This window comes from Streptosporangium sp. NPDC049644, assembly GCF_040675205.1.
Classification (GTDB): domain Bacteria; phylum Actinomycetota; class Actinomycetes; order Streptosporangiales; family Streptosporangiaceae; genus Streptosporangium; species Streptosporangium fukuiense.
Genome location: NZ_JBFAOJ010000002.1, coordinates 32,633 through 54,917, shown reverse-complemented (window position 1 = coordinate 54,917; position 22,285 = coordinate 32,633). Strand labels below are relative to the sequence as shown.

Here is a 22,285-nt window from a genome sequence, read left to right as displayed (position 1 = left end):
AGGTGATGCGATGACGCCAAGACGAGTCTTTCCGCCCGGAATGCGAATGCTCGCCGAGGGCGCTTCGGCTCCCCGCTTCAACCATCCGGCACTCCGGCTAATGCCCGGCCGTCACGATCCGTTGTCACAGGTCAACCTCGGCCTGAGAATTGATAGGCGGGCACCGGCGGGGCCGGGGTGCGGCGAAGGAGTCAGGCCGTACCGTCTGGCACCTCGTAAACGGCGTAGTCGCCGGAACGGAACCTCAGGTTCGCGCCGTCACCGATCTTGGAGTCCACACCGGTGCGCTGCTCGTCGACGAACAGCCAGCGCACGCCGTAACGTGTCCGTAACCGCTGGATGGAAACCGCCGAGGGCGATCGGAATGCGGCATCGTTGAGCCGGATCCGCTCCTGGTCCCAGAACGGCAGGTGCTCCGCTATGAGGCCCCTGTGCCAGTGCTGGTAATTCGCCGGGCTGAACGCCCACCCCTCCACCAGCACGCGTCGTTCGGTCAGCGCGGACACCCAGAACTCACGGCTGTCACAGGGGTTCTCGGATTTTCCTCGGCAATGTGTGTCCGTGGCGACCAGGTCATCCGGATCCGAGTGGGCACGCAGCCATCGTCCGGCGGTCAAGGCGTCCCTGCGGATCACCGGCGCCGACGCTCCCGGGCCTGTGGCCGCGCCACCGCCCGCCGGAGCGGGAACGACCGACGAGAGGACACGGGCCGCCCAGGCCGCGGGCAGGCCGACGGCCGTGACCATTGAGATCGTGATGGCTCCGGCGACGACGAGGCGCCGCCTGTTGGCGACGAGGAGCAGGCCGATCATCGGCAGGGCGAGAACCGCAAAGGCGATATACGGCCGGTACAGGAGGATCTCGCTCTGGCCCGGGTCCAGGGGGATCCGGACGCCGAAGATCATACGGATCGAGCAGGTCGCTACGATCGCCGCGCCGACCGCGTACGCCGTCACACGCGGAGGCACCTGAGCCCGCCGAACGATGACGAAGATCCCGTAGACGGCGACTATCGCCAGATAGGGATAGGACGCCACGGAGAAGTACATCTCGGCATGATGAGGGTGCCCGAACAGAAGCGTGGCGCAGAACCCCCCCGCCCCGATGCTGAGCATCACAACCACGGCAGGCCGCAGCAGCAACCGCGGTCGGCTCAGCAGGCCCCAGATCCCGCACCACTCTATGACCCAGCTCAGCAGGTACAGCAGCGTGACGCCGAGAGCCGAGGCCGACAACGGCTCGATGTCTCCGTCCTGACCGGTCAGCTCCGCCCATATCTTGCGGGTCATGGCGAGCGGTTCGACGATCATCCCTAGGCGCGCCTGGCCGAACAGCACGAACTGCGCGTAAAGAAAGCACATCACGGTAGTCACCAGCACGACGAGCACGCGCCAGGGCATCTGGCGTCGTCTCGCCACCTCGATCACCGCGATCGCCGCCAGGCCGATGGCGAGCAGGGGGAGGTAGGTGGCCTTGGCCCCCATCACCGCCACGAGGAAGACGCCCAGGAGAACCCAGGAGCCGAGGGCGACACGCCTGCGCTCAAGAAGGTTGATCAGGAGGATGACGACCGGCACGAAGAGGAGAGCACCGAAGGCCTGGGTGGGGCTCAGCCACGACTGGGGGGGACGCCACGTGAAGATTCCGACGCTTGTCCCCAGGTACAGGTTCGGGGCCTCCATGAAGACAGTGCCCGCGACGGCCAGCAACCCAGCCGACCAGGCGCCCACCACGCGCCGTCCAATCATCCCTATCAGGACGACAAAGGCGACCATCATGGGCAGCATGAAGAGTCTGAACAGCAGCACCAGCGGTTCCACGCCGGTGATCCAGCTCGCCGCCGCGAGGTGAGCGTAGACGAACCAGTGGTAGAAGAGTGGCTCACCGGCGACCATCGGCACCGTGGGCGGCATATGGTGCTTCAACTCGCCGATCAGCGCCAGGTGGAACGGCATGTCGAGATTGGCCGCCCCAAGCGCCGGCCACGTCAGAGCATGCGTCCTGAAGAACTTGGCGGCGCTCCAGGCGATCAGATAGATGGTGACCAGGGCGAGGGACCAGGACCACCAGAGCGGCGCGGTAAGGCGACGCCCGCCTCTCCAGTGCCGGCGCAGGCGGGGAACGGCGACGAAGACCGCGTAGGTGGTGATCGGCCAGGCCATGACGAGCAGCGGCATCCCGGCCGCGCGGGCGGCGACATAGGCGAGCACCTCGATCGCGTAGCCGAGCGTCAGCCCGAGGGCGATCTCCTCGGCCAGCGTCCGCCTGCCGCCGTATAGGGCGCGGATCAGCAGCAGCCCCGGGAGCGCGAGCCCCAGCGCGATGTAGGCGCCGAAGCAGGCCATATCCCGGACGGAAACCCCAAAGAAACCCAGCACCGTCACAGCAAATATGGTCACAAACGCCGCGGGAAACCATTTAAATACGTGAAAGCACCAGACCCTCCGCCACCAAACCGACCATCCTTGTTTATGTAGAGTCCGATTTGCCGACACTTTTCCCATAAGTTCAAGGGGATCCGGCAAGGGACTTTGAAGGTGCGGAGTCTTAGCCATGCACGCAAGTCTCACGACACGAGCGTCCTGGCCGGATTTGGACGGCCATGTTTTTCAATGTATTTGCCATTCGTTCACATGGGCCGGCCAGTACGGATGAGCGGCGAGACACACCACCTCCTGGAATGGGAGATACAGTCGCGATCTGTAATGCTACAGCCATGATCAGAAATCATAAGGGGCGACGCCTCAGGCATAATCGTCGCCTGACGGATGGCCGAGAATTACGCGTTTTCTACATGATCGGCACTATGGGCATAGGTGGCGCGGAAAGCCAAGTCGTACTGCGCGCCAAGGAACTACGTGCCCGCGGTGTCGACAGCCGCGTACTCCTGCTCTTCGACGGTGGCCCCTTCGAAGCGTTTCTCCAGGATGCGGGGGTTCCCGTGGTGCATCTGCGCTTCCGGACCATCAGCACCGCCGGCTGGCGGCGAGCGCTCCTCTGCGACGTCGCGGCGTTCTGCCGTCTCGTACGCCTCCTGCGCCAGGCCCGACCTCACGTGCTTCACGCCCACCTGTTCCACTCCTACGCCATCGGTGTACCAGCAGGTAAGTTGGCCGGGGTCCCTTTAGTGGTGGCGGGACGTCACACACCACTCATGATCACCGGCAGAGGTCTTCTGACATCGCTCATAGACAGGGCCGCCAACCACATGGCCGATCACATCGTTCCGGTCAGCCAGAGCATCGCGGACGAGCTCTCAAGCCGCTTCCGCGTCCACCACAAAATCAGTGTGATCCACAACGGCCTCCCACCCACGGCGTTTCTTCCACATAGCCCGGCCCCCTTGGAAACGGAGTTCCCCGTCGTGATCTGCGTGAGCAGGCTTCAGCCCCTCAAGGGTCACCGCTACCTGCTCGACGCCGCGGCGCTCCTCGAACTCCGCGGGCTGAGGTGCACCATCGTTTTGATCGGGGACGGACCGGAACGCGGCAACCTGGAGAGGCAAGCGGAGCAGCTCGGGATCGACGTTCGCTTTCCCGGCTTCCGAACCGACGTGCACGCCTGGCTGGCCCGCGCCGACATCATGGCCCATCCGACACTGGCAGAGGCCCTCGGGAACTGCATCATGGAGGCGATGGCAGCCGGACTTCCCACGGTCTCGACGCGCGTCGGCGGCGTACCCGAGCTCCTCGAAGAGAACCGCGGACTGCTCGTCCCCCCGGCCGACGCCGCCGCTCTGGCCGACGCGATCCAGCGCCTGCTCACCGATCATGTGCTCGCGAAGCGACTGGGCGCCTCGGCGCAGGCGTGGGCGGTGGACCACCTAACCAGCGACAGGCTCGTCAATCGATACCTGAGCACCTACGCGCGCCTCATACGTCAGAAGTTCGCGACAGATCTGAACATACCGATCGGTCACCGCGCCCAACGCTAGATGAGAGCGGATCATGTTGCGCCCAAAACAGCTTCACGTTTTCCTGCGCGAGGGACGGAACCCGTCGTCTTTTTCAACTTTTTCAACGGTCCGTCTCGGGACACACCCTTCCACCTGCTCGTGTCCGTGCGGTCACACTCCGTAACATGACTCGGGAACCAGGGACCGGCCGGCGTGGCCGTCCTTGTTGTCTTGCTGGATAGGCAATCGAATGACTCTTTCCAAACGCGTAGACGGCGGCACGGACATCGAGACGGACGACGAGGCCGTCTGGCAGTCCGTGCTGTGCTGCCCGCGCTGTCATGGTCCACTCCGTGCCGCGGCCGAACTACGGTGCGATTCGTGCTCGACCGCATACCCCATCGACAATGGAATTCCACGGTTCGTTCCCCGGGACAACTACGCGGAGGGGTTCGGATACCAGTGGAACCAGCACCGGCTGACGCAGCTTGACTCACACTCCGGCATGCCGATCTCGCGTGATCGACTGATGAACGCGAGCGGCTGGTCGGCCGCCGAGCTCACGGGAAAGACCGTACTCGAATGCGGCAGCGGGGCGGGGCGGTTCACCGAGGTCCTGTGCGAGACCGGCGCCCAGGTGACGTCGGTCGACATATCCAGCGCCGTCCACGCCAACGCCGCCTCGAACGGCCACTTTCCTCGTTTGAGGCTTGTCCAGGCCAGCATCTACGCACTGCCGTTTCCCGAGGAGTCGTTCGACTTCCTGTTCTGCTGCGGGGTGATCCAGCACACGCCGGACGTCGAGAAGACGTTCAAGACGCTGTTCCGCTATCTGCGGCCCGGCGGCCGGTTCTGCATCGACGTGTACGCGGCGATCGTCGCCTATCCCCATCCCCGGCAGCTGCTGCGTCCGATCACCAAACACGTGCCTCCCGCCAAGCTCTACGCCCTCGTGGAGAAGGCCGTGCCGAAGCTGCTCCCCCTGTCCATGAAGCTCAGCGCCGTCCCGTGGGCGGGACAGTGCCTGGCACGCCTGATCCCGGTCGCGAACCATCGCTATCTGGGTGTGACGGACAGAGAGACCGCCCGGAGCTGGTCGGTACTGGACACCTTCGACTGGCTCTCGCCGCGCTACGAAAAGCCGCAGACCCGGCGGCGCCTTGAGCGGTGGACGCAGGAGCTGGCTTTGCGTGAGGTCTCCATCGAACGTCACCGCGGGCTGTACGTCATCCGCGGCGTCAAATAACCGGCGTCCGCACGTCGGCGATCGGCGCGCCTGGCCAGGCTCGGCGGCCGACTTCTCTCGACCCTCCTCAGGGTGACGCCTGTCAAACGGCCCCGCCCGGCCGGCCGGTCACGTCCCCACCCTCACCGCACACCTGACGACCAGTCCGGCTGAGAACCGCGGACGTGGCACCTCACATTGGATTTCATACCGAAGAGCAGCCTCCGGAAGGGGAACGTCGTGGCGGCCAACGATAGATCCGGCCTCCGGCGCGTCGCACTTCTCATTCCGCAGCTGGCGCTGCCCGGGGGGACCGAGGCGCAGGTCTCCCTGCTGGCCCGGCAACTGCACGCGAGGAATATCGACGTCAGCGTGCTCGTCCTGCGGGGAGATGAGGGGTGTGCGAAGACTTTGCGCCTGGTGGGGATCGAGGTACACCGGCTCGGCTTCGCGTCCCTCTCCTTTGAACCGTCGGCCCTGGTCGCCAACCTGCGCGCCGCCGCCCGTCTCATACGTCTGTTGCGACATCTGAGGCCTCAGGTGCTGCATGCGTTTCTCTACTTCGGTTACGTCGTGGCTACACCCGCCGCCCGGCTGGCGGGGGTTCCGGTCGTCGTCGCGGGCCGGCGCAGTCTGAGCTTCTTCAAGCGGGAACGCTGGTGTGTGCTGGCTCTGGAACGGGCCGTGAACCGCATCACCGACCACGTCATCGCCAACGCCGCCGCCGTCGCCGAGGACGCCCGCACCGTCGAACACCTCCCCGCGCACAAACTCAGCGTGATCTACAACGGCCTCCCCGAAACGGCCTTCGACCCGGCCGAACCAGAGAACATCGACACCCCACTGCCCGTCATCCTGTGCGTGGCCAACCTCCTGGAGATCAAAGGACACCGGTTCCTGGTCGACGCCGCCGCCACCCTGGCCCGGCAGGGCAACCCCTGCACGATCATCCTCGTCGGCGACGGCCCCGAATACGCCCCCCTCCAAACCCAGGCCACCACACTCGGCCTCGACGTCCGCTTCCTCGGATCCCGCACCGGTACCGCCGGCCTCCTGGCCCGCGCCGACATCGTCGTACTGCCCTCCCTGTCCGAAGGCCTCAGCAACGCGGTCATGGAAGCGATGGCCGCCGGCCGGCCCATCATCGCCACCTCGGTAGGCGGCACACCCGAACTCCTCGAAGACCGCGGCCTCCTCGTCCCCCCCGCCGACCCCGCAGCCCTGGCCGAAGCCATCACCCACCTGCTCACCCACCCCCGGCACGCCACCACCCTGGCGACCGCGGCACGCGCCTGGGCACGCAAGAACCTCGACGCAACCGCCATGACCACCCAGCACATCAACCTGTACCGCCAACTCCTGGAGACCCGATGTGTGGAATAGCCGGAATGGCCACAACATCACACCCAGACCCCGAACTCGTCCGCCGCATGTGCGATGTGATCGTGCACCGGGGACCGGACGGCGCGGGCTTCCACAGTGACGAACACTCGGCACTCGGCATGCGCCGGCTGGCGATCATCGATGTGGCGACCGGCGACCAGCCCGTCTACAACGAGGACAACCGCGTCGTGGCCGTGTTCAACGGCGAGATCTACAACTTCGCCGAGCTCCGCGACATGTTGATCGCCAAGGGGCACCGTCTGCGTACCGCCGGAGACTCCGAATGCCTGGTGCATCTCTACGAAGAGTTCGGCGTAGAGCTCGTTCACCGGCTCAGGGGGATGTTCGCTTTCGCCATCTGGGATCGAGACCACCAGCGGCTGGTTCTGGCCAGGGACCGGGTGGGTAAGAAACCGCTCTACTGGCGGGCCGACCACTCCTCTATCCGGTTCGCGTCCGAGCTGAAGTCCCTCGCACAGGACCCCGGCATGGGCCGCGAGATCGATCCCGTCGCCCTGCATCACTACCTGACGTACCAGTACGTCCCCGCGCCGTGGTCCATCTACCAGGGCGTGCACAAGCTCTCCCCCGGACACGTGCTCGTCTGGGAGCACGGCAGGATCACGGTCAACCGCTATTGGCAGCCGAACCGCACCCCACGACCGGTGGTGGACCAGCGGGAGGAGGAGGAACGGCTACGCGAACTGATCTTGGACGCGACCCGGATCCGCATGGTGAGCGAGCGGCCCATCGGGGCATTCCTGTCCGGGGGCATAGACTCCTCCGCCGTGGTCGCCGCCATGGCGATGCAGAGCACCGAGCCGGTCAAGACATTCTGCATCGGCTTCGAGGACAGTCGGTACGACGAACGCCACAAAGCACGGATGGTCGCCGACCGGTACTCCACTGATCACCATGAGCTCGTCGTGACATCGAACCTGCTCGACATGCTGCCACGCCTCGCCTGGCACTTCGACGAACCGTTCGCCGACTCCTCCGCGATCCCCAGTTTCTACGTGGCCCAGCTGAGCCGGCAGCACGTCACTGTCGCGCTCAACGGAGACGGCGGCGACGAGTGCTTCGGCGGCTACCAGCGCTACGCGCTGATGAACCAGGCCCGTAGGATTCCGGCGCTGCCCCCGGCCCTGGCGGCGACGCTCACGCGCACCGGCACCCTCGTGAGCGAGCGGAGCGACTCCCGATCCCTGACCCACAGGCTGGGCCGGCTGATGAGGTTCGCCGCGGCGCGTCCATCACAGCGCTACGCCCGTCTGATGTCATACTTCACGCCGGAGCAGAAATCCGAGATCTACAGCGACGCGCTCCGGGACTTACTGACGGGGGTGGACAGCTACCTCCTGCTGGAGGAGGCCTTCCAGGGGTCGTCCGCTGAGACCGATCTCGGCCGTGTCATGGATGTCGACACCCTCACCTATCTTCCGGGTGACCTGTTGGTCAAGGCTGACATCACATCGATGGCCAACTCACTGGAGGCCCGCTCACCGTTCCTGGACCACCACATAATGGAGTGGGCGGCCACCCTTCCCAGCGCGCTGCACATCCGCAGCGGCCAGACCAAACTCCTGCTCAAACGCGCGGTGGCCCCCTGGCTCCCCGAACAGCTGCTGCGCTATCCCAAAAAGGGGTTCAGTGTGCCTCTCGCTGCGTGGCTCCGTGGCGAACTGCGGGAACTGGCCTACGACATGCTCACCGACGGCACCGCACGCAGCAGAGGCCTGTTCCGACCAGCGGTGGTCCAGGAGTTGCTCCGTAGGCACATGAACGGTGCCGACCACGGCGCCCGGCTGTGGGCGCTGCTGCAGTTCGAGCTCTGGAACCGAGCGCACGCAATCCCGGAGAGCGCCCTCATCAGCGGGGCCGGATGCCAGGCCCGGCAACTGCGATGACCCGGCACGCGGAGCCGCCCGCCGGCCGACGGGTTCCGATCGTCGTCGCCGGGCACCGAGGTCCGAGAAGCCGGCCCCGCAGCCTTGGCCGAAGCCATCACCCACCTGCTCACCCACCCCCGGCACGCCACCGCCCTGGCGACCGCGGCACGCGCCTGGGCACGCAAGAACCTCGACGCAACCGCCATGACCACCCAGCACATCAACCTGTACCACCGACTCCTGGAGACCCGATGTGTGGAATAGCCGGAATGGCCACAACATCACCCCCAGACCCCGAATTCGTCCATCACGACTCTCCCTCCGGATCAAGATCCACCGAGGTCGACCGGATCGGCCGTTCAACCGAGCGGTCATCCCGCAGCGTCCGGACAGGCTTCCGATGCCCCCTGCCGCGGACCTGAGCTCCTCCCTCAGCAGGGTGCTCCAGACCGTCGGGAGCCATGCGGTCCAGGTGTTGCTGGGCACGGTGACGGGCGTGCTGATCGCACGGACCCTTCAGCCCGAGGGGCGGGGAACCTACTCGGTCATCGCGACCACGACGCTCACCGCCATCCTGCTGGGGCACCTGTCTGTCGAGAAAGCACAGATCTATCTGTGGACGGACCGGGCACGGCACCGCAGTCTTCTCGCGAACGGCCTGGTGATCGGCCTGCTCTCGGGGACGGCCACCGCGCTGATCGCGCTGACGCTGATGCGTGTCGGCGCCATGCCGACGACGTCTCCGCTGCTCGGCCTGGCACTGCTGACCGTGCCTTTCGGCGTGGCGGCCACGAATCTCAAAGGCATCGCGCTGCTGCGATCACAGGTGGACATCATCAACCGCGGTACCGTCGCCGCCGCGTCGATCCAGTGCCTCCCCCTTCTGGTCTTGGCGGCCACCGGCCACGTCACGGTGACCAGCGTCATCGTGTGCTGGACGATGTCAGTGGTCCTTCCTTTCATCCTTCTCATCCGGGCGCTCCGCCCGCGTCCCCTGCTGACGGACGGTCGGCTCGCCTGCCGCCAGCTCGTCATGGGGAGCCGCTACCACATCGGGCTGGTGGCCTTCTATCTCCTGATGACCGTTGACACCCTGCTGATAAACGCTCTCGACTCCGCCGCCACGGTCGGGATCTACACCGTCGCGGTCACGACGCTCTCCCTTGCCTGCATCCCGGCAGAGGCGATCACCCGGGTCATGCTTCCCCTGCAGGCCTATGGCGACGTCCGGCAGGCCGAGCAGATCACCGTCCGCGCCCTCTGGCTCAACCTGCTTCTCTCCACAGCCTTCATCGGGATCCTGGCGGCCGTCTCCCCCGTGCTGATCCCGCTGGTCTACGGCCGGCCTTTCGCCGGTAGCGTCATACCGCTGCTGGCACTGGCCCCCGGAATGATCGCGCTTTCGGTGATCCGATTGGTCGAGCAGCATCTCGTACGGCTCGCCCGGCCGATCTCCATGACTGTCATCGCCGTCGGCGCGCTGACCATCAACGTCCTGCTCAACCTGGTGTTGATTCCTCGCTGGGGCGCGCTGGGCGCCGCCCTCGCGTCCAGCGTCGCCTACATCCTCATGGCCTTGCTCGAAGTGGCATGGTTCACGCGTTCGACACATCTCCCGCTACGCGATCTCCTGCCTCGCCTGTCCGAGGCGCGTTCGGTACTGGCACCGCTAACGGATTCCGGCCTGATCGCCCGGTGGCGCCGCCATGATGCCTGATGCCGTGTTCCTTCCAGGGGAGGTCGGCGGAGGCGCCTGGGGGCCGGCGGTGGCCGTGATCAGACACCGGCCACGGACGTCACGGGCCCTCGGCCGGGAGGGCCGAGTCTCCCCTCAACGCTCATGATGACTTTCTCCTGAGCCAGAGGAGAGCAGGTCCATTCGGTAGAACACCCAGCCAAGTGGTATCGAGCCCAGGCTCAGAGCTCTGGCGGTCACCGCGTCGAAACCGCGGGAGCGGCGCCACACCGGTTCCTTCTGATGGAAACAGGCCCGCGAGAGGTTCACCGCGGCCCTGACGAAATGAACCGGCCTGGAGCGCAGCCATGCGATGTCCTCAGCGAGGGTGATGCCGTGCTGCATGACGGCCCCAGAGGCGATCTCGGCGAAGGGACGCCGGGTCAGGCGATTCTGCGCGGACATACGGCACACGACGACCTGCTCGTTGACGTGACGTGTCAGATAATTTCTTCCGATCGCCCGCCAGAGCACGCTTTCGGCGACGTACCCCGTTCTCAGGGGAAAGGGATGCGCGCGGAGGACATCGGTTCTGTACATTCTCGGTTTGTCGCCGGCCGTGGAGTACCGATAGACCGCTTCCTGCCAGCTTGCATCGATCACGTCGCGCGGGAATCTCTCACCGACGACGTGCCCCCGCTCGTCCACGCAGAGGCCGGCGACCCCGGCGTACCGCCGGCTGTCCCCGATATCGGACCAATGGTCCAGGAGGCGGCACAGCCCGCCGGGAACGAGCAGGTCGTCCGAGTCGATCTGAGCGATCAGCTCGCCGCGGGCCATCGAGACCCCGTGATTGAACGCCGAGTGCTTCCCGCCGTTCGGCTGCCGCTGAAAGCGGACCGGGAACGGGCTGATCCGGGCCAGTTCTTCCATGACATCTTCGGTGTCGTCGGTCGACCCGTCGTCGATGACGACCCATTCCAGGTCCATGTCCTGACGCAATAGGCTCGCGTGGAGTTCCGGGAGATACCCTGCCCGGTTGAACGTGGGGGTGAGAACGGTGACCAGCATCCGGCACACCTCATACCACTGTCGCGAAGACATCGGGCGGTACGGCGGCTCCCCCGCACGGTCGATCGTCGCCTGCCCGCCGTCCGGCGAGGACCAGGCCGGGGACCGCACTCACGTCGATCCGGTGCATCATCACCACATGGCTCCCATCTCGGGAAAGGGCGGATCCTGGAAACGGACGGCAGTCGGAGGAGACCGCGCGCGGGCTCTTCGAGCCGGCTCGGTACCGTGCGATCGAACCATCCGTCCTGAAGCGAGTTCGCAGGCTGTCGTATCGTGACCGATGCTACGGCGGACGGCGGGCGCGCAGCCGTGATGATCAGCATGCACCGGCGAAAGGTTCGGCTAACGTTGGTCATGTCGGAGGTATGGTTCCGCCGTTGGAGCACCGGCCGCGCTTCCTCCGGCGACCCGGCCCGGTCGCGCCGTCAGATCACCTTCGAGACACCGTCATCGGCAGGCCGCCCGCATGAGGGAGAGACCGCGGGCTGCTCCTCGCCCCGTGAGCTCCTGCTCCACGCCACTGCGGCGAGCACACTCGTGACCAGGACGATCGGTATGCGTTGCCGGAAGATCAGGCCGATGTTGGCCATGGTGCTGGCGTAGACGATCGTGCCCGGGATGATGAACGACATGAGGATCAGGAGTGTCGCGCGGTCACGGCGCCACAGCCGGCGGCACCCGCGCGCCGCGCTGTAAAGAAGGAAATACCAGATAAGGACGTCTATCTTCCCGAGATGCAATATCAGGCCGCCCTCGGTCCAGGGGAACGGGGACAGGAGCGTGTAGAGCACCTTGGAGCCGAGCGCGTTCCACGGGTCGCCGCCGTCTTCGAAGACGACGCCCGACCTCCCGTCCCCGTTGGCACGACGGACGACCGCCGACTGGCCGTTCTCAAGCTGCTCCTGGGCCGCCTCGATCTGGGCTTCCCCGTAAACGCCCCCGAAAACGAACACGGCGGATACCAGCAGCATCGCGAAGACGAGCATGCGCCGTGGGGAGAACACGCTCTTGAGACCCACCAGGCCAAGGATCAGCGGCACCGCGCACATGAACACCATGTACGGCCGCACGTACCACAGGGCCCACAGCAGCGGGACGAGCATGAGGAGCCTGTGCAGGTCGAATCGTCGTGAAAGCGAAACTCCCAGGCCGATGCTGGTCACCACGAGAAATGCGTTGAAGCCGTCCTTGTATGTGTCCGAGGTGTGCAACAGGAACGCGGGCATGAACGCCGTGACGACGAGCACCAGAAACGCCGAGCGCTCGTCGGCGCCGACGAGCCGGGCAAGTCTGTAGATGACGATGCACAGCGCACAGGCGAGGAGCGCGACGATGGCGGTGCAGGCGAGCGGAGCGAGGCCACCGCACAGGTAGATGACGATCGCGAAGACCTGGCACGGCACAGCGACGGAGGTGAGGGTGTCGATCTCATCGGCCGTGACGAACTGGAAACCCTCCTGCCTCCAGTATTCGACGATTCCAACGGCCCTCCCCTCGTAGCCCAGATTGTCACCGCCGTAGTCGATGACACCACTCCGCATCACCAGGACGTGGACGACCAGCCGGACGACGAAGGCGGCGAGCAGGACCGGCAGGACCCGGCGCGCCACTGCGGCGTCCAGGTTCGCACGGACAAGAAAGACGAGCACCACTGCGGCGACGGCAACGATGAGATATTCCACGGGAGGCTACCTTCGATCCGCGTCAGGACGACGTCACAGGGGCCGGCGGTCGGTTTGACCCACCGGCGAGCGACTCTGCGTCGGCGACGCTAGCGCCGAGGGGCGGATGTCCTCATGTCCGGAGGATGTCCATGGTCTGGTGATTACCCACCATTGCCGATTCTTTTCGCCGGCGTATCCCGCCGGTTGAGCCCGCTGTCCGTGAAGCGACGCGGACGGCCGTCACACCGAGCAACGCGGCTCGATAACGCGCAGGTAGGGAGCGATAAAACATTTCACCACCGCCGTGACGGCGTGGATGGAACGGCCCGAATCCCTAGTTAGCTTCTCGACGTGAGCCATGCCTGTCAGCAAGGAGCCTGTGTGAAGCCCGACAGTCGGATTCGTGTCATGGAAATCATTGCCCGGATGAATGTCGGCGGCCCCGCTACCCAGGTAATGGGATTGTCTGAAGGGCTGAACCCGGATGAGTTCGACCACCATCTCTATACCGGTCACGTCGACAGCGGCGAGGGGGACCACCTCCGGCTCCGCGACTCGGCGGTGCAGGTTCACCGAGTCGCGGGCCTCGGCCGGCCGCTCAGACCCACCGACGACTATCGGGCCCTCTTCCATCTGATCAGCGCCATACGTGCGTTCCGCCCGCACGTCGTCCACACACGGACGGCCAAGGCGGGTGCGCTCGGCCGTACGGCGTCACGCCTCGCCGGCGTCGGTTCGGCCCGGATCCACGTTTTCCACGGCCATCTCCTGCACGGCTACTTCTCACCGGCCAAACGTCACCTGTACGTACAGGTGGAACGGCTCCTCGCGTCCATGTCGGATCGGCTGGTGACCGTCGGATCTCAGGTCCGCGACGACCTGCTAGCGGCCGGGATCGGCCGGTCGGAGCAGTATGTCGTGATACCACCCGGTGTCCGGCTGGGCCGGATTCCCGAGCGCGGGGCGGCCCGTGCCGCTCTGAACCTTCCCTCGGACGCGCCTGTCGTGGCCTTCGTAGGACGGCTCACATCAGTGAAACGGCCGGACCGGTTCGTCGCCACGGCGAACGCCGTCCTGCGGAGCCTGCCCGACTGCCGCTTCGTCATCTGCGGAGGAGGCGACCTCAAGGAGGAGGTGGAGCAGAGCATCCGGCCTGCGGGGGACTCCTTTCGCATGCTCGGGTGGAGAAAAGATGTCGAGACGGTATACGCCGCAGCCGACGTGATCCTGCTGACCTCCGACAACGAGGGCACGCCCCTCACCCTCATCGAGGCCGGGATGGCCGGAACCCCGGCCGTCTCCACGCGAGTCGGAAGCGTCGCCGAGATCGTCCAGGACGGGCGCACCGGCCTGCTGGCCGGGGCCGACGCGGGGGAACTGGCGCGACACACCGTGAGACTGCTCTCCGACCCCGCGCTCGCCTGCCGGATGGGCGAGGCGGCCCGCCGATGGGCCAGTGCCTCCTTCAACGTGGAGCGCCTCGTCGCGGACACCGAAGCCCTTTATCGAGCACTGTACGCGGAACACCGCGATCGCCTTGTTACGACAGGAATCATGAGAGGAATGAACAAGTGAGAGTCCTGGTGACCGGTGGAGCGGGGTTCATCGGCGCGAATCTGTGCCGTGCGCTCGCGGCTCGGCCCGAAGTCAAGAACATCACCGTGCTGGACGACCTGAGCAGCGGAGAGCTCGCCAACCTCAACGGTGTCGGAGTGGACTTCGTGATGGGCAGCATCCTGGACCGGGATCTCCTGGCCGACCTCGTCGCGGACGTCGCCACCGTCGTCCACCTTGCCGCCCGCCCGTCGGTGCCCCGCTCGCTCCTCGACCCACTGGCCTCGCACTCCGTCAACGCTACGGGCACCCTCCACGTGCTCGAGGCGTGCCGCGCGAACAGGCCACACGTGATCCTCGCCTCCTCCTCCTCGGTGTACGGCGACAGCCCCGAGCCCCACAAGCACGAGGACCTGCCCACCAGACCGCTCAGCCCGTACGGGGCCGGCAAGCTCGCGGGCGAGGCCTACGCGATGGCCTACGCGCACAGCTACGGCCTACCGGTCATGCCGTTCCGCTTCTTCAACGTCTACGGCCCGCTGCAGACCGCCGGACACGCCTACGCGGCGGTGATCCCGGCGTTCGTCTCCGCGGCGCTGCGGGGCGAGCCGGTGCCGCTGCACGGCGACGGCCTCCAGTCGCGGGACTTCACCTACGTGGGGTCGGTCACCCGGGTCCTCGCCGACGCGGCCGCGTTCCGGATGACCAGCACGAAGCCGGTGAACCTGGCGTTCGGCACCACGGTCTCCCTCCGGCACCTGATAGACGTCCTCGCCGAGGTCCTCGGCCGCCCGGTCGAGTCGGCTCACCTGCCGCCGAGGTCGGGCGACATCCGGCAGTCCCAGGCCTCTCCCCATCTTCTGCGCGAACTGTTCCCCGGTGTGTGCCCCGTCCCGCTTGAGGACGGGCTCCGCACAACGGTGCGCTGGTTCGAGACGACCCAGGTTCCGGGTATCGAGTCGACGCTTGGCACGTACGCGTGAACCACCACCTCCTCCCGCCAACAGAGATCTCTCCAAGCACGTGATGAGGGGAACCCGTGAGCACGGCATCAAGAACCAACTATCTGATAACGGGTGGAAGTGGATTCATCGGATCGCACCTGGCCGACGCGCTGCTCGCGCGTGGTGACTCCGTCGTCGTCCTGGACAACCTGTCGACGGGGCGGCTGGAGAACCTGCGGCCCCACCCGGACCTGCGTTTCGTGCACGGTTCGGTCCTGGACGAACTCATGGTCGACGAGTTGGTCCACCGGTGCGACGTCGTCGTCCACATGGCGGCCGCGGTCGGCGTCAAGCTGATCGTCGAGCAACCGCTGCGGTCGTTGACGACCAACATCCGAGGTTCGGAGATCGTCATCGAGGCCGCGCACCGGTACCGGAAGAAGATCTTGATCACCAGCACGAGCGAGATCTACGGCAAGAACTCCTCCGGTGCGCTGCGCGAGGACGCCGACCGCATTCTCGGCAGCCCCGCGGTGGTCCGCTGGGCCTACAGCACCGCCAAGGCCGTCGACGAGATCCTCGCCAACGCCTATCACAGGGAGCGTGGCCTGCCGACGATCGTCGTCCGGTTGTTCAACACCGTGGGCCCGCGGCAGAGCCCGACCTACGGCATGGTGATCCCGAGCCTCGTCCGGCAGGCCCTGTCGGCCACGCCGCTGACGGTCTTCGGCGACGGGACCCAGACCCGCTGCTTCGCGCACGTCGCGGACGTCATCGACGCGCTGCTCCGGCTGCTCGACGAGGACGCGGCCGTCGGTGAGACTTTCAACATCGGCTCCGCCGAAGAGGTCAGCATCATGGAGCTGGCGAAACTCATCATCGAGCTCACCGGATCCACCTCCGGGGTCGACCTCATCCCCTATTCCGAGGCCTACGAGCGGGGATTCGAGGACATGACCCGCAGGGTCCCGGACACCGCGAAGCTCCGCGCGCTCACCGGCTGGGTGCCGCAGCGTTCTCTCGACAGGATCCTCACCGAGGTCATCGGAGAGTCCAGCGGTGCTCCGGCGGCGTGCCCCCGGTGAACGGAATGATCGCCCTCGCCGCGGGCGCGGCCTGCCTTCTCAGCCTGGCGACCGTCGTGCCGTTGAGGCACCTGGCACTGCACTGGGATCTCGTCGACCGCCCCGGCGGGCACAGGGCCCATGCCCGCCCGACCCCCTATCTCGGCGGTATCGCGATCACGGTGGGCACGGTCACGCCCACCGTGATCGTGCTCGGCCTCGCCGATCTGCAGATCACCGCTATCCTCCTCGCCGCCGTCGCGGTGTGCGTCCTCGGCCTGATCGACGACATCGCCCCCCTGCCCGCGGCCACCAGGCTGGCCGTGGAGACCGTGGTGGCGATCGGGGTGGTGCTCTCCGGCGTCCAGGCACCCCTGACCGGGACGTGGCTGGACGGCGCCCTCACCGTGGTGTGGGTCGTCGTGATGACGAACTCCTTCAACCTGCTGGACAACATGGACGGTGCGCTGGGAACCGTCGCCACCGTGACCGCCGGTCTCCTCGCGGCCACGGCCCTGGTACAGGGCCACACCGCGCTCGCGGTATTCCTGTTCGCGCTCGCCTGCGCGTGCCTGGGTTTCCTGCCGCACAACTGGGCGCCCGCGAGAGTGTTCATGGGGGACTCCGGATCGTTGTTCCTCGGATTCACGCTGGCCTGTTCGGCGACCGTCCTGGTCACCGGACGGCCCCCGGACGCGACGATCGCCGGACTGTTCCTGCCGACCTTCGTCGCGACCGTCGACACCTGCGTGGTCTTCCTCTCCCGGACACTGGCGAACCGCTCACCGTTGCAGGGCGGCACCGATCACCTGTCTCACCGGCTACGCCACATCGGCCTGGGAACCCGGGCGGTCTCCGTGACGCTGGGCGCGATCACGGCGATCACCGGTGCCCTCTGCCTGACGATGGTCCTGGGCCGGCTGTCACCGCTCATCGCGGTGGTCATCGCGGGCGTGATCGCCGTCGTCCTCATCGGTCTACTGCGCGGCGCGAGCGTCGACTCGCCGGTCCAGCGCCCCAAGGCCCCTCAGAAAATCCGCGAAAGGCGGCGTTGACCCCGTGGATCTGCTCTACTACATACGACTGGCGCGCAGGAAGTGGTTGTTCCTCCTCCTCTCGGTGATCCTGGCGGTAGGCGCGGCGCTCGCCATCACGGCGAACACGCCGCCGAAATATGTCGCGACGATCTCCATGCTGGTGTCGGGTTATGACAAGGAGGGCAGTCTCTCCACCGCCTATCAGGCGGGCATGTTGTCGGCCCAGCGGGTGCACTCCTACGCCAGCCTGCTGTCCAGCCGCCGGGTGGTCGGCCAGATCGTCAAGGGTGAGGACATCGGGCGCCTCCAGGGGAACATCACCGCCGAGGCCGTCCCGGGCACCGTGTTCCTGCGTGCCACGGTCACCGACACCGACCCCGCGCGAGCCTCCCAGCTGGCCAACGCCCTGGGGGCCCGGTTCGCCGAGTTGATCGACCAGATCGAGCGGCCCACTCCGCGCAGCCGCCCCACCGTCAAGATCACGATAGTGGACCAGGCGGATGTCCCGGAGGAACCCGTCAGTCCCAGACCACTGGCCAACCTGGCGGTCGCGGTGCTGACCGCGCTGCTGGCCACCATGACCGCGATCATCCTCCGAGACCGGCTGGACACGACCATCAAGACCTCCCAGGCACTGCAGGAGGCGTCGGGCAACTCGACCCTCGGAGTCATCGGCTACGAGCGGGACGCGCGGCACTACCCCCTGATCCTGCGCAACCGCGGCCGGTCCACCAGATCCGAGGCGTTTCGCGCGCTCCGCACCAACCTGCAGTTCATCGGCGTCGACCGGCAGCCGAAATCACTCGTGGTCACCAGCTGTCTGCCGGGCGAGGGGAAGTCCTCGACCTCCGCCAACCTCGCGATCACGCTGGCCCAGGCCGGCTGGCGGGTCGTCCTGGTGGACGGCGACCTGCGCCGTCCCAGCATTCCTCGCTACCTCGGCATCGAGGGAGCGATCGGCCTGACGGACGTGCTGATCGACAGGGCACGCCTGGACGAGGTCATCCAGGTCTGGGGCGAGGCCGGTCTGTCCGTCCTGCCGAGCGGCCAGATCCCGCCCAACCCGAGCGAGCTGCTCGGCTCGGGCGGGATGCGTGAGGTACTCGCCCAGCTCACCGCGGCGTACGACATGGTGATCATCGACGCGCCGCCGCTACTGCCCATCACCGACGCGGCGGCGATCGCCGCACTCTGCGACGGCGCGTTGCTCGTCGCCCGGTACGGCAAGACCCGCCGGGAACACATGGCCCGCGCCTCGGAGCTGCTGTCATCGATCAACGTCCGCGTGGTGGGAACCGTCCTGAACTTCGTCCGGTCGGGCAACGACGCCTACCACGGCTACGGGTACGAGTACCAGGCAGAGGTCAAAAAGCCGGCCAAGAAGCCGGTGGGTGTGTGAGCAACCGGAGCGGGACGGCGAGCGATCTCGCGATGCGCCGTCCCACCATCCGATAGACCAGCCGGGAGCGCCCGTACGGATCGGCGATGTCGAACCGGTCGACCCGGACCAGCCCGCGCATCGCCCGTGTCTCGTCGACCAGTGCGCGGGCCCGCCGTACGGGATCCCGGTGCCGGACGATCTCCTCGGGCGGCACGGCCCGCACCAGTGTGCCGAACTCGGCGATGGTGAAAGTCCGGGTGGCCGCCGCGAGGTGCATGGCCACCGATTCCGCGCGGTGCCCGTGGGTGGCCGTCAGCACGAGGTCCGCGGCGGCCACCAGCTCGGGGCTGAGCGGGCGGGAGCCGAAGCCGGCCGGATCGCCGCCGAGCCGTACCAGGACCCGCCGGGCATGCTCGGTCATCTCCCGCCCCGGTTCGGCGCGGGTGCCCGCGCTGATCACCTGGACCGCGGGGCACGGCCCGATGGCGGAGCGGGTCAGCCGCTCGGCCATCGGGGAGCGGCAGACGTTGCCGGTGCACACGAAGAGGATGCGGAAGCGGACACTGTCCCGTGGCACCCGTACCTCCCGGACATCCCGCCAGCAGCGCTGCCCGCAGCCCTCGTGCCCTGCCGGAGCGCTCTCGCCCTTCCCCGGAAGAACCTCGGGGCCATCGGTTCTCCCGGGGGCCGGTACGGTTCTCCAGGTCCACGGTGAAGCCCTCATAAGCGCGAGGGTAGATCGTCTCCGGCGCGCCTTCGCCGACGGCGCGCAGTTCTTTGCTCTTCTCTGCCGATCCGGCGAGCGAGGCGGCGCGGGAGTGCACCGGGAGCGAACCCGCCCTGCCTTCCGCCGGGGAGAGTACGGCGTCAGAAGGGACACCCCTCCGGGTGTTGGATGACGCGGGTTCGCTGGGGGCGGACCAGCGGCTGTACCGGAGCCAGCGGCGGTTTCCCCGAGACCGGCTCGGTGAGATCGAACTCCAGGGAACGCGACTGACCGGGAGCCAGTTCCAGCATGGTCGAGTAAACGGGGTGGAACCGCTCCTTCTCCCTGAGGATCGCCATCCGGGCGCCGTCGAGCCGGGCCTCGGTCACCTGTCCGCCGCGCCCGCCGTACAGCGAGACCCAGAGCAGGTTGGAGCCGGGGAGGTGCTGTCGCCGGGAAAGGTCGAGCCGGCCGGTGACGTAGGAGGGCAGGACCTCCTTTGGCACGTCGTTGGTGAGCCGGATTCGCACGGTCGAGGAGCGCAGGCCGCCCTGGCAGGGGCCCAGCTCGTAGTCCAGGGAGCGATCCAGGTAATAGTCGAGCTTGCCCCCGGCGGAGTTGTTGACCACCAGTCCCGCGAACGGTCCAGGCCGTGACGGCAGCACCCCCCCGATCGGGGCTCGGGCCAGTAGCCGCTGTTCGGCCCCGTGGCGGCTCCAGACCTGGATCCGCCGCTCGCCCACCATGCGGCCCAGGACGGGCAGCAGCGCCATCGGGTCCGAGAAAGCCCTGGGTAGCGCCTCGCTGACGGCGCCGGCCACCCTGATCAGGAACCGTTTTCGCGCCGCCGAATCCGGATAGCGGACGTAGGCCAGCCGCTCGGTGAGGTCGACGACGTTTCCCTCGGTCACCTGCTCCCCGCCGGGCAGGGTGACCGGTCCGGTCAGCCTCAGCAGGTAGGCCAGGCCGACCGGGTCCGTGGCGACGGCGCCGTCCAGTCGGGTGCGCGACTGCCTTTCCCACAGTCCGGTCCAGATGGCCGCGGCGTAGGGGAAGTGCGGGGAGAGGTTGGAGACGGAGAGCATCCTGGCCGCACCCGGCCCGTAGCGCCGGAGGAAGTCCGGGCCGTGGTCGGCGACGGGGACGGGGCTCGTGACCAGGCCGGTGTTGGCGGACAGCCGCTCGACGGCGATCCTCCCCCTGTCGGCATTCAGGATGCCGAAGGCTCCCACCAACCCCCCTGTGCCTCGTGCCTCGGCGTTGGTCTGGAAGGCCAGGAAGTAACGGCGGGTACCCTCCTTGCCGAGCATCGGCGGCAGCAGTACCGCGGTGTCGGCCGCGATCCGGAGGGGGCCGCGCAGCCGGGCGAGCCCGCTCAGCGCGGTGTTCCTGGCCTCGTCGAGGGTGTTCAGGCGGGTGTCGGCCGGAGTGGCCCGCAGGCGTGATTCCACCCGCGCCAGACGGGTGACGGCATCGCTGAGAACCGGTGCCACGGCGTCGAGGGTGGCCAGTTGTCCCCGCATGTCGTTCAGGGCACGGTCGGTGACCGTCATGAACGGCGCGCCCGCCTCCTGTACCCCGGTGAGCACATCGGTCAGCTCGTCGGCGGCCCAGGCAAGGCCACCCACGGTCGTCGCGGCGTCTCCCGCGAAGGGAACATGGGAGATCAACCACCAGTCCGGTCCCCCGGTGAGCCTTCGCGCCTCGGCCGCGTGCAGCCGAGCCTCCGCGAGCGCCCCCGCCGCCGAGGCGGGGGCACCGGCACTCACCAGCGGTTCAAGCCGGGTCAGCGCGGCCGCGGCCGCCGTCAGGTGATCGCGAACCCGCAGTCCCAGATGGACCGACCAGCCTCCGGCGATCGTCAGGACGACGGCGGAGGCCAGTAGGACGGCCCGGCGAGCCTTCCCTCCTCGTGAGCTACTTCGCACTTGCGAGTCGGCGGCGCCGGCTGAACAACAGCACCCCGGTCCCCACTGCGAGCAGGCCACCACCCAGCGCGGCGACCGCCCCGGCGGGTGCTCCCGTGAACGGAAGCTCCTTGCCCGCCTCGCACGTACGTCCTCCACAGCAACCGCCGCCACCGCTACAGCAGCCGCCACCGCCACAGTCAAAGCCGACGTTCTCCCCCAGGCCATCACCGTGACCGCGACCGACGTTCTCTCCACAACCGTTGTCGGCCACCCGATCGGCCACCGCCTCGGCCTCGGAGGCGACCTTCTCGGCGTTGAAGGCGATCTCCGCGGCCCTGGAGGCGAGCCTCGCGGCCTCGAGGTCGACCGTCCCCGCGAGGGTGACGACGTCCTCCGCCTCGTGGGCGATCCGCTCCGCCTCATCGGCGATGTGCCTCGCCTCGTTCGCGATCCGCCTGGCCTCCTCGGCGATGCCTCCGTCATCGGCGGTCCCGGCCGCCTCTTGCTGGGTCGCGGAGGCGACCGCGGCGGCGTCGCCGGCGAGCTTCGCCGCGGCGGGGGCGACTCTCAGTGCCGAGAGGTCCCCGTCGCCGTCGCCCCTCCGCAGGTTACCGCCGATGTCGAGGGTGACACCGTTCTCGCCACCGCCCTGCCGCCGGCAGGCGGCGGCGATGGCCGCGGCCTGCCGGGCGATCTCCTCGGCATCGTCGGCGATCTCCTCGGCATCGTCGAGGATGGCCACGGCGACGGAGAGGACATTGATGAACGGCGGGTAGGGCTGTGTGTCCGAGACGATCACCGACGCTGGTGGACCGGTTCCCGCGGCCGCCGTCCCCAGGGGGCCGATCATCGGACTGCTCCCAGCAGCCGCCATGATAAGGATG

The 22,285-nt window shown here is 67.3% G+C and carries 17 protein-coding genes; 11 read left to right on the top strand and 6 right to left on the bottom strand.

Translation table 11 applies throughout. The annotated features are described in order from the left end of the window. Positions 1 to 191: 191 nt before the first annotated feature. Complete coding sequence (locus tag AB0J58_RS01355) at positions 192 to 2,384, bottom strand: hypothetical protein (RefSeq protein WP_364208658.1); 2,193 nt, start codon at positions 2,382 to 2,384, stop codon at positions 192 to 194. Between the two features lie 218 nt (positions 2,385 to 2,602). On the opposite strand from AB0J58_RS01355, the gene AB0J58_RS01350 reads away from it, so the two are divergent. The 6 genes from AB0J58_RS01350 (at position 2,603) to AB0J58_RS01325 (ending at position 10,109) form a co-directional block, all read left to right on the top strand. Next, on the top strand, positions 2,603 to 3,934 hold the full coding sequence (locus tag AB0J58_RS01350; RefSeq protein WP_364208655.1) for a glycosyltransferase: 1,332 nt from the start codon (positions 2,603 to 2,605) through the stop codon (positions 3,932 to 3,934). A gap of 211 nt (positions 3,935 to 4,145) precedes the next feature. Next, a complete protein-coding gene (locus tag AB0J58_RS01345; protein WP_364208652.1) occupies positions 4,146 to 5,141 on the top strand; it encodes a methyltransferase domain-containing protein in 996 nt (331 codons plus the stop codon). Between the two features lie 219 nt (positions 5,142 to 5,360). Further along, entirely contained in the window at positions 5,361 to 6,503 is a 1,143-nt protein-coding gene (locus AB0J58_RS01340) for a glycosyltransferase family 4 protein (RefSeq protein ID WP_364208649.1), read from the top strand. A gap of 5 nt (positions 6,504 to 6,508) precedes the next feature. Next, complete coding sequence (asnB, locus tag AB0J58_RS01335) at positions 6,509 to 8,410, top strand: asparagine synthase (glutamine-hydrolyzing) (protein WP_364208646.1); 1,902 nt, start codon at positions 6,509 to 6,511, stop codon at positions 8,408 to 8,410. Between the two features lie 84 nt (positions 8,411 to 8,494). Next, a complete protein-coding gene (locus tag AB0J58_RS01330; protein ID WP_364208643.1) occupies positions 8,495 to 8,656 on the top strand; it encodes a hypothetical protein in 162 nt (53 codons plus the stop codon). Between the two features lie 136 nt (positions 8,657 to 8,792). Beyond that, the gene (locus AB0J58_RS01325) at positions 8,793 to 10,109 is read left to right on the top strand and encodes a polysaccharide biosynthesis C-terminal domain-containing protein (RefSeq protein WP_364208640.1); all 1,317 of its coding nucleotides are present in this window, start codon (positions 8,793 to 8,795) and stop codon (positions 10,107 to 10,109) included. 114 nt (positions 10,110 to 10,223) lie between these two features. Here AB0J58_RS01325 and AB0J58_RS01320 read toward each other — a convergent pair whose 3' ends face one another. Further along, a complete protein-coding gene (locus AB0J58_RS01320) occupies positions 10,224 to 11,138 on the bottom strand; it encodes a glycosyltransferase family A protein (RefSeq protein ID WP_364208639.1) in 915 nt (304 codons plus the stop codon). Positions 11,139 to 11,566: 428 nt separating this feature from the next. Further along, positions 11,567 to 12,823 carry a hypothetical protein gene (locus tag AB0J58_RS01315; protein WP_364208636.1) on the bottom strand — a complete coding sequence of 419 codons (1,257 nt, stop codon included), beginning with the start codon at positions 12,821 to 12,823 and terminating at the stop codon, positions 11,567 to 11,569. Positions 12,824 to 13,213: 390 nt separating this feature from the next. On the opposite strand from AB0J58_RS01315, the gene AB0J58_RS01310 reads away from it, so the two are divergent. The 5 genes from AB0J58_RS01310 to AB0J58_RS01290 are packed head-to-tail and all read left to right on the top strand — an operon-like array spanning position 13,214 to position 18,803. Next, a complete protein-coding gene (locus tag AB0J58_RS01310; protein WP_364208633.1) occupies positions 13,214 to 14,380 on the top strand; it encodes a glycosyltransferase in 1,167 nt (388 codons plus the stop codon). Continuing rightward, a complete protein-coding gene (locus AB0J58_RS01305) occupies positions 14,377 to 15,342 on the top strand; it encodes an NAD-dependent epimerase/dehydratase family protein (RefSeq protein ID WP_364208630.1) in 966 nt (321 codons plus the stop codon). Before AB0J58_RS01310 ends, AB0J58_RS01305 begins: the two co-directional genes overlap by 4 nt. Before the next feature lie 56 nt (positions 15,343 to 15,398). Continuing rightward, the gene (locus AB0J58_RS01300) at positions 15,399 to 16,388 is read left to right on the top strand and encodes a GDP-mannose 4,6-dehydratase (protein WP_364208627.1); all 990 of its coding nucleotides are present in this window, start codon (positions 15,399 to 15,401) and stop codon (positions 16,386 to 16,388) included. Positions 16,389 to 16,393: 5 nt separating this feature from the next. Next, positions 16,394 to 17,422 carry an MraY family glycosyltransferase gene (locus tag AB0J58_RS01295; protein ID WP_364209035.1) on the top strand — a complete coding sequence of 343 codons (1,029 nt, stop codon included), beginning with the start codon at positions 16,394 to 16,396 and terminating at the stop codon, positions 17,420 to 17,422. A 4-nt stretch (positions 17,423 to 17,426) separates the two neighbouring features. Continuing rightward, positions 17,427 to 18,803, top strand: a complete 1,377-nt coding sequence (locus AB0J58_RS01290) for a polysaccharide biosynthesis tyrosine autokinase (protein WP_364208624.1) — start codon at positions 17,427 to 17,429, stop codon at positions 18,801 to 18,803. On the opposite strand, the gene AB0J58_RS01285 is transcribed toward AB0J58_RS01290, so the two are convergent. From AB0J58_RS01285 to AB0J58_RS01275, 3 genes are all read right to left on the bottom strand, one after another. After that, the gene (locus AB0J58_RS01285) at positions 18,769 to 19,362 is read right to left on the bottom strand and encodes a hypothetical protein (protein ID WP_364208620.1); all 594 of its coding nucleotides are present in this window, start codon (positions 19,360 to 19,362) and stop codon (positions 18,769 to 18,771) included. The two genes, AB0J58_RS01290 and AB0J58_RS01285, sit on opposite strands and share 35 nt — an antisense overlap. Before the next feature lie 290 nt (positions 19,363 to 19,652). Further along, positions 19,653 to 21,419, bottom strand: coding sequence for a DUF4012 domain-containing protein (locus AB0J58_RS01280; protein WP_364208617.1), 1,767 nt, complete (start codon positions 21,417 to 21,419; stop codon positions 19,653 to 19,655). Beyond that, on the bottom strand, positions 21,409 to 22,251 hold the full coding sequence (locus AB0J58_RS01275; protein ID WP_364208615.1) for a hypothetical protein: 843 nt from the start codon (positions 22,249 to 22,251) through the stop codon (positions 21,409 to 21,411). Before AB0J58_RS01275 ends, AB0J58_RS01280 begins: the two co-directional genes overlap by 11 nt. Between the last annotated feature and the right edge of the window lie 34 nt (positions 22,252 to 22,285).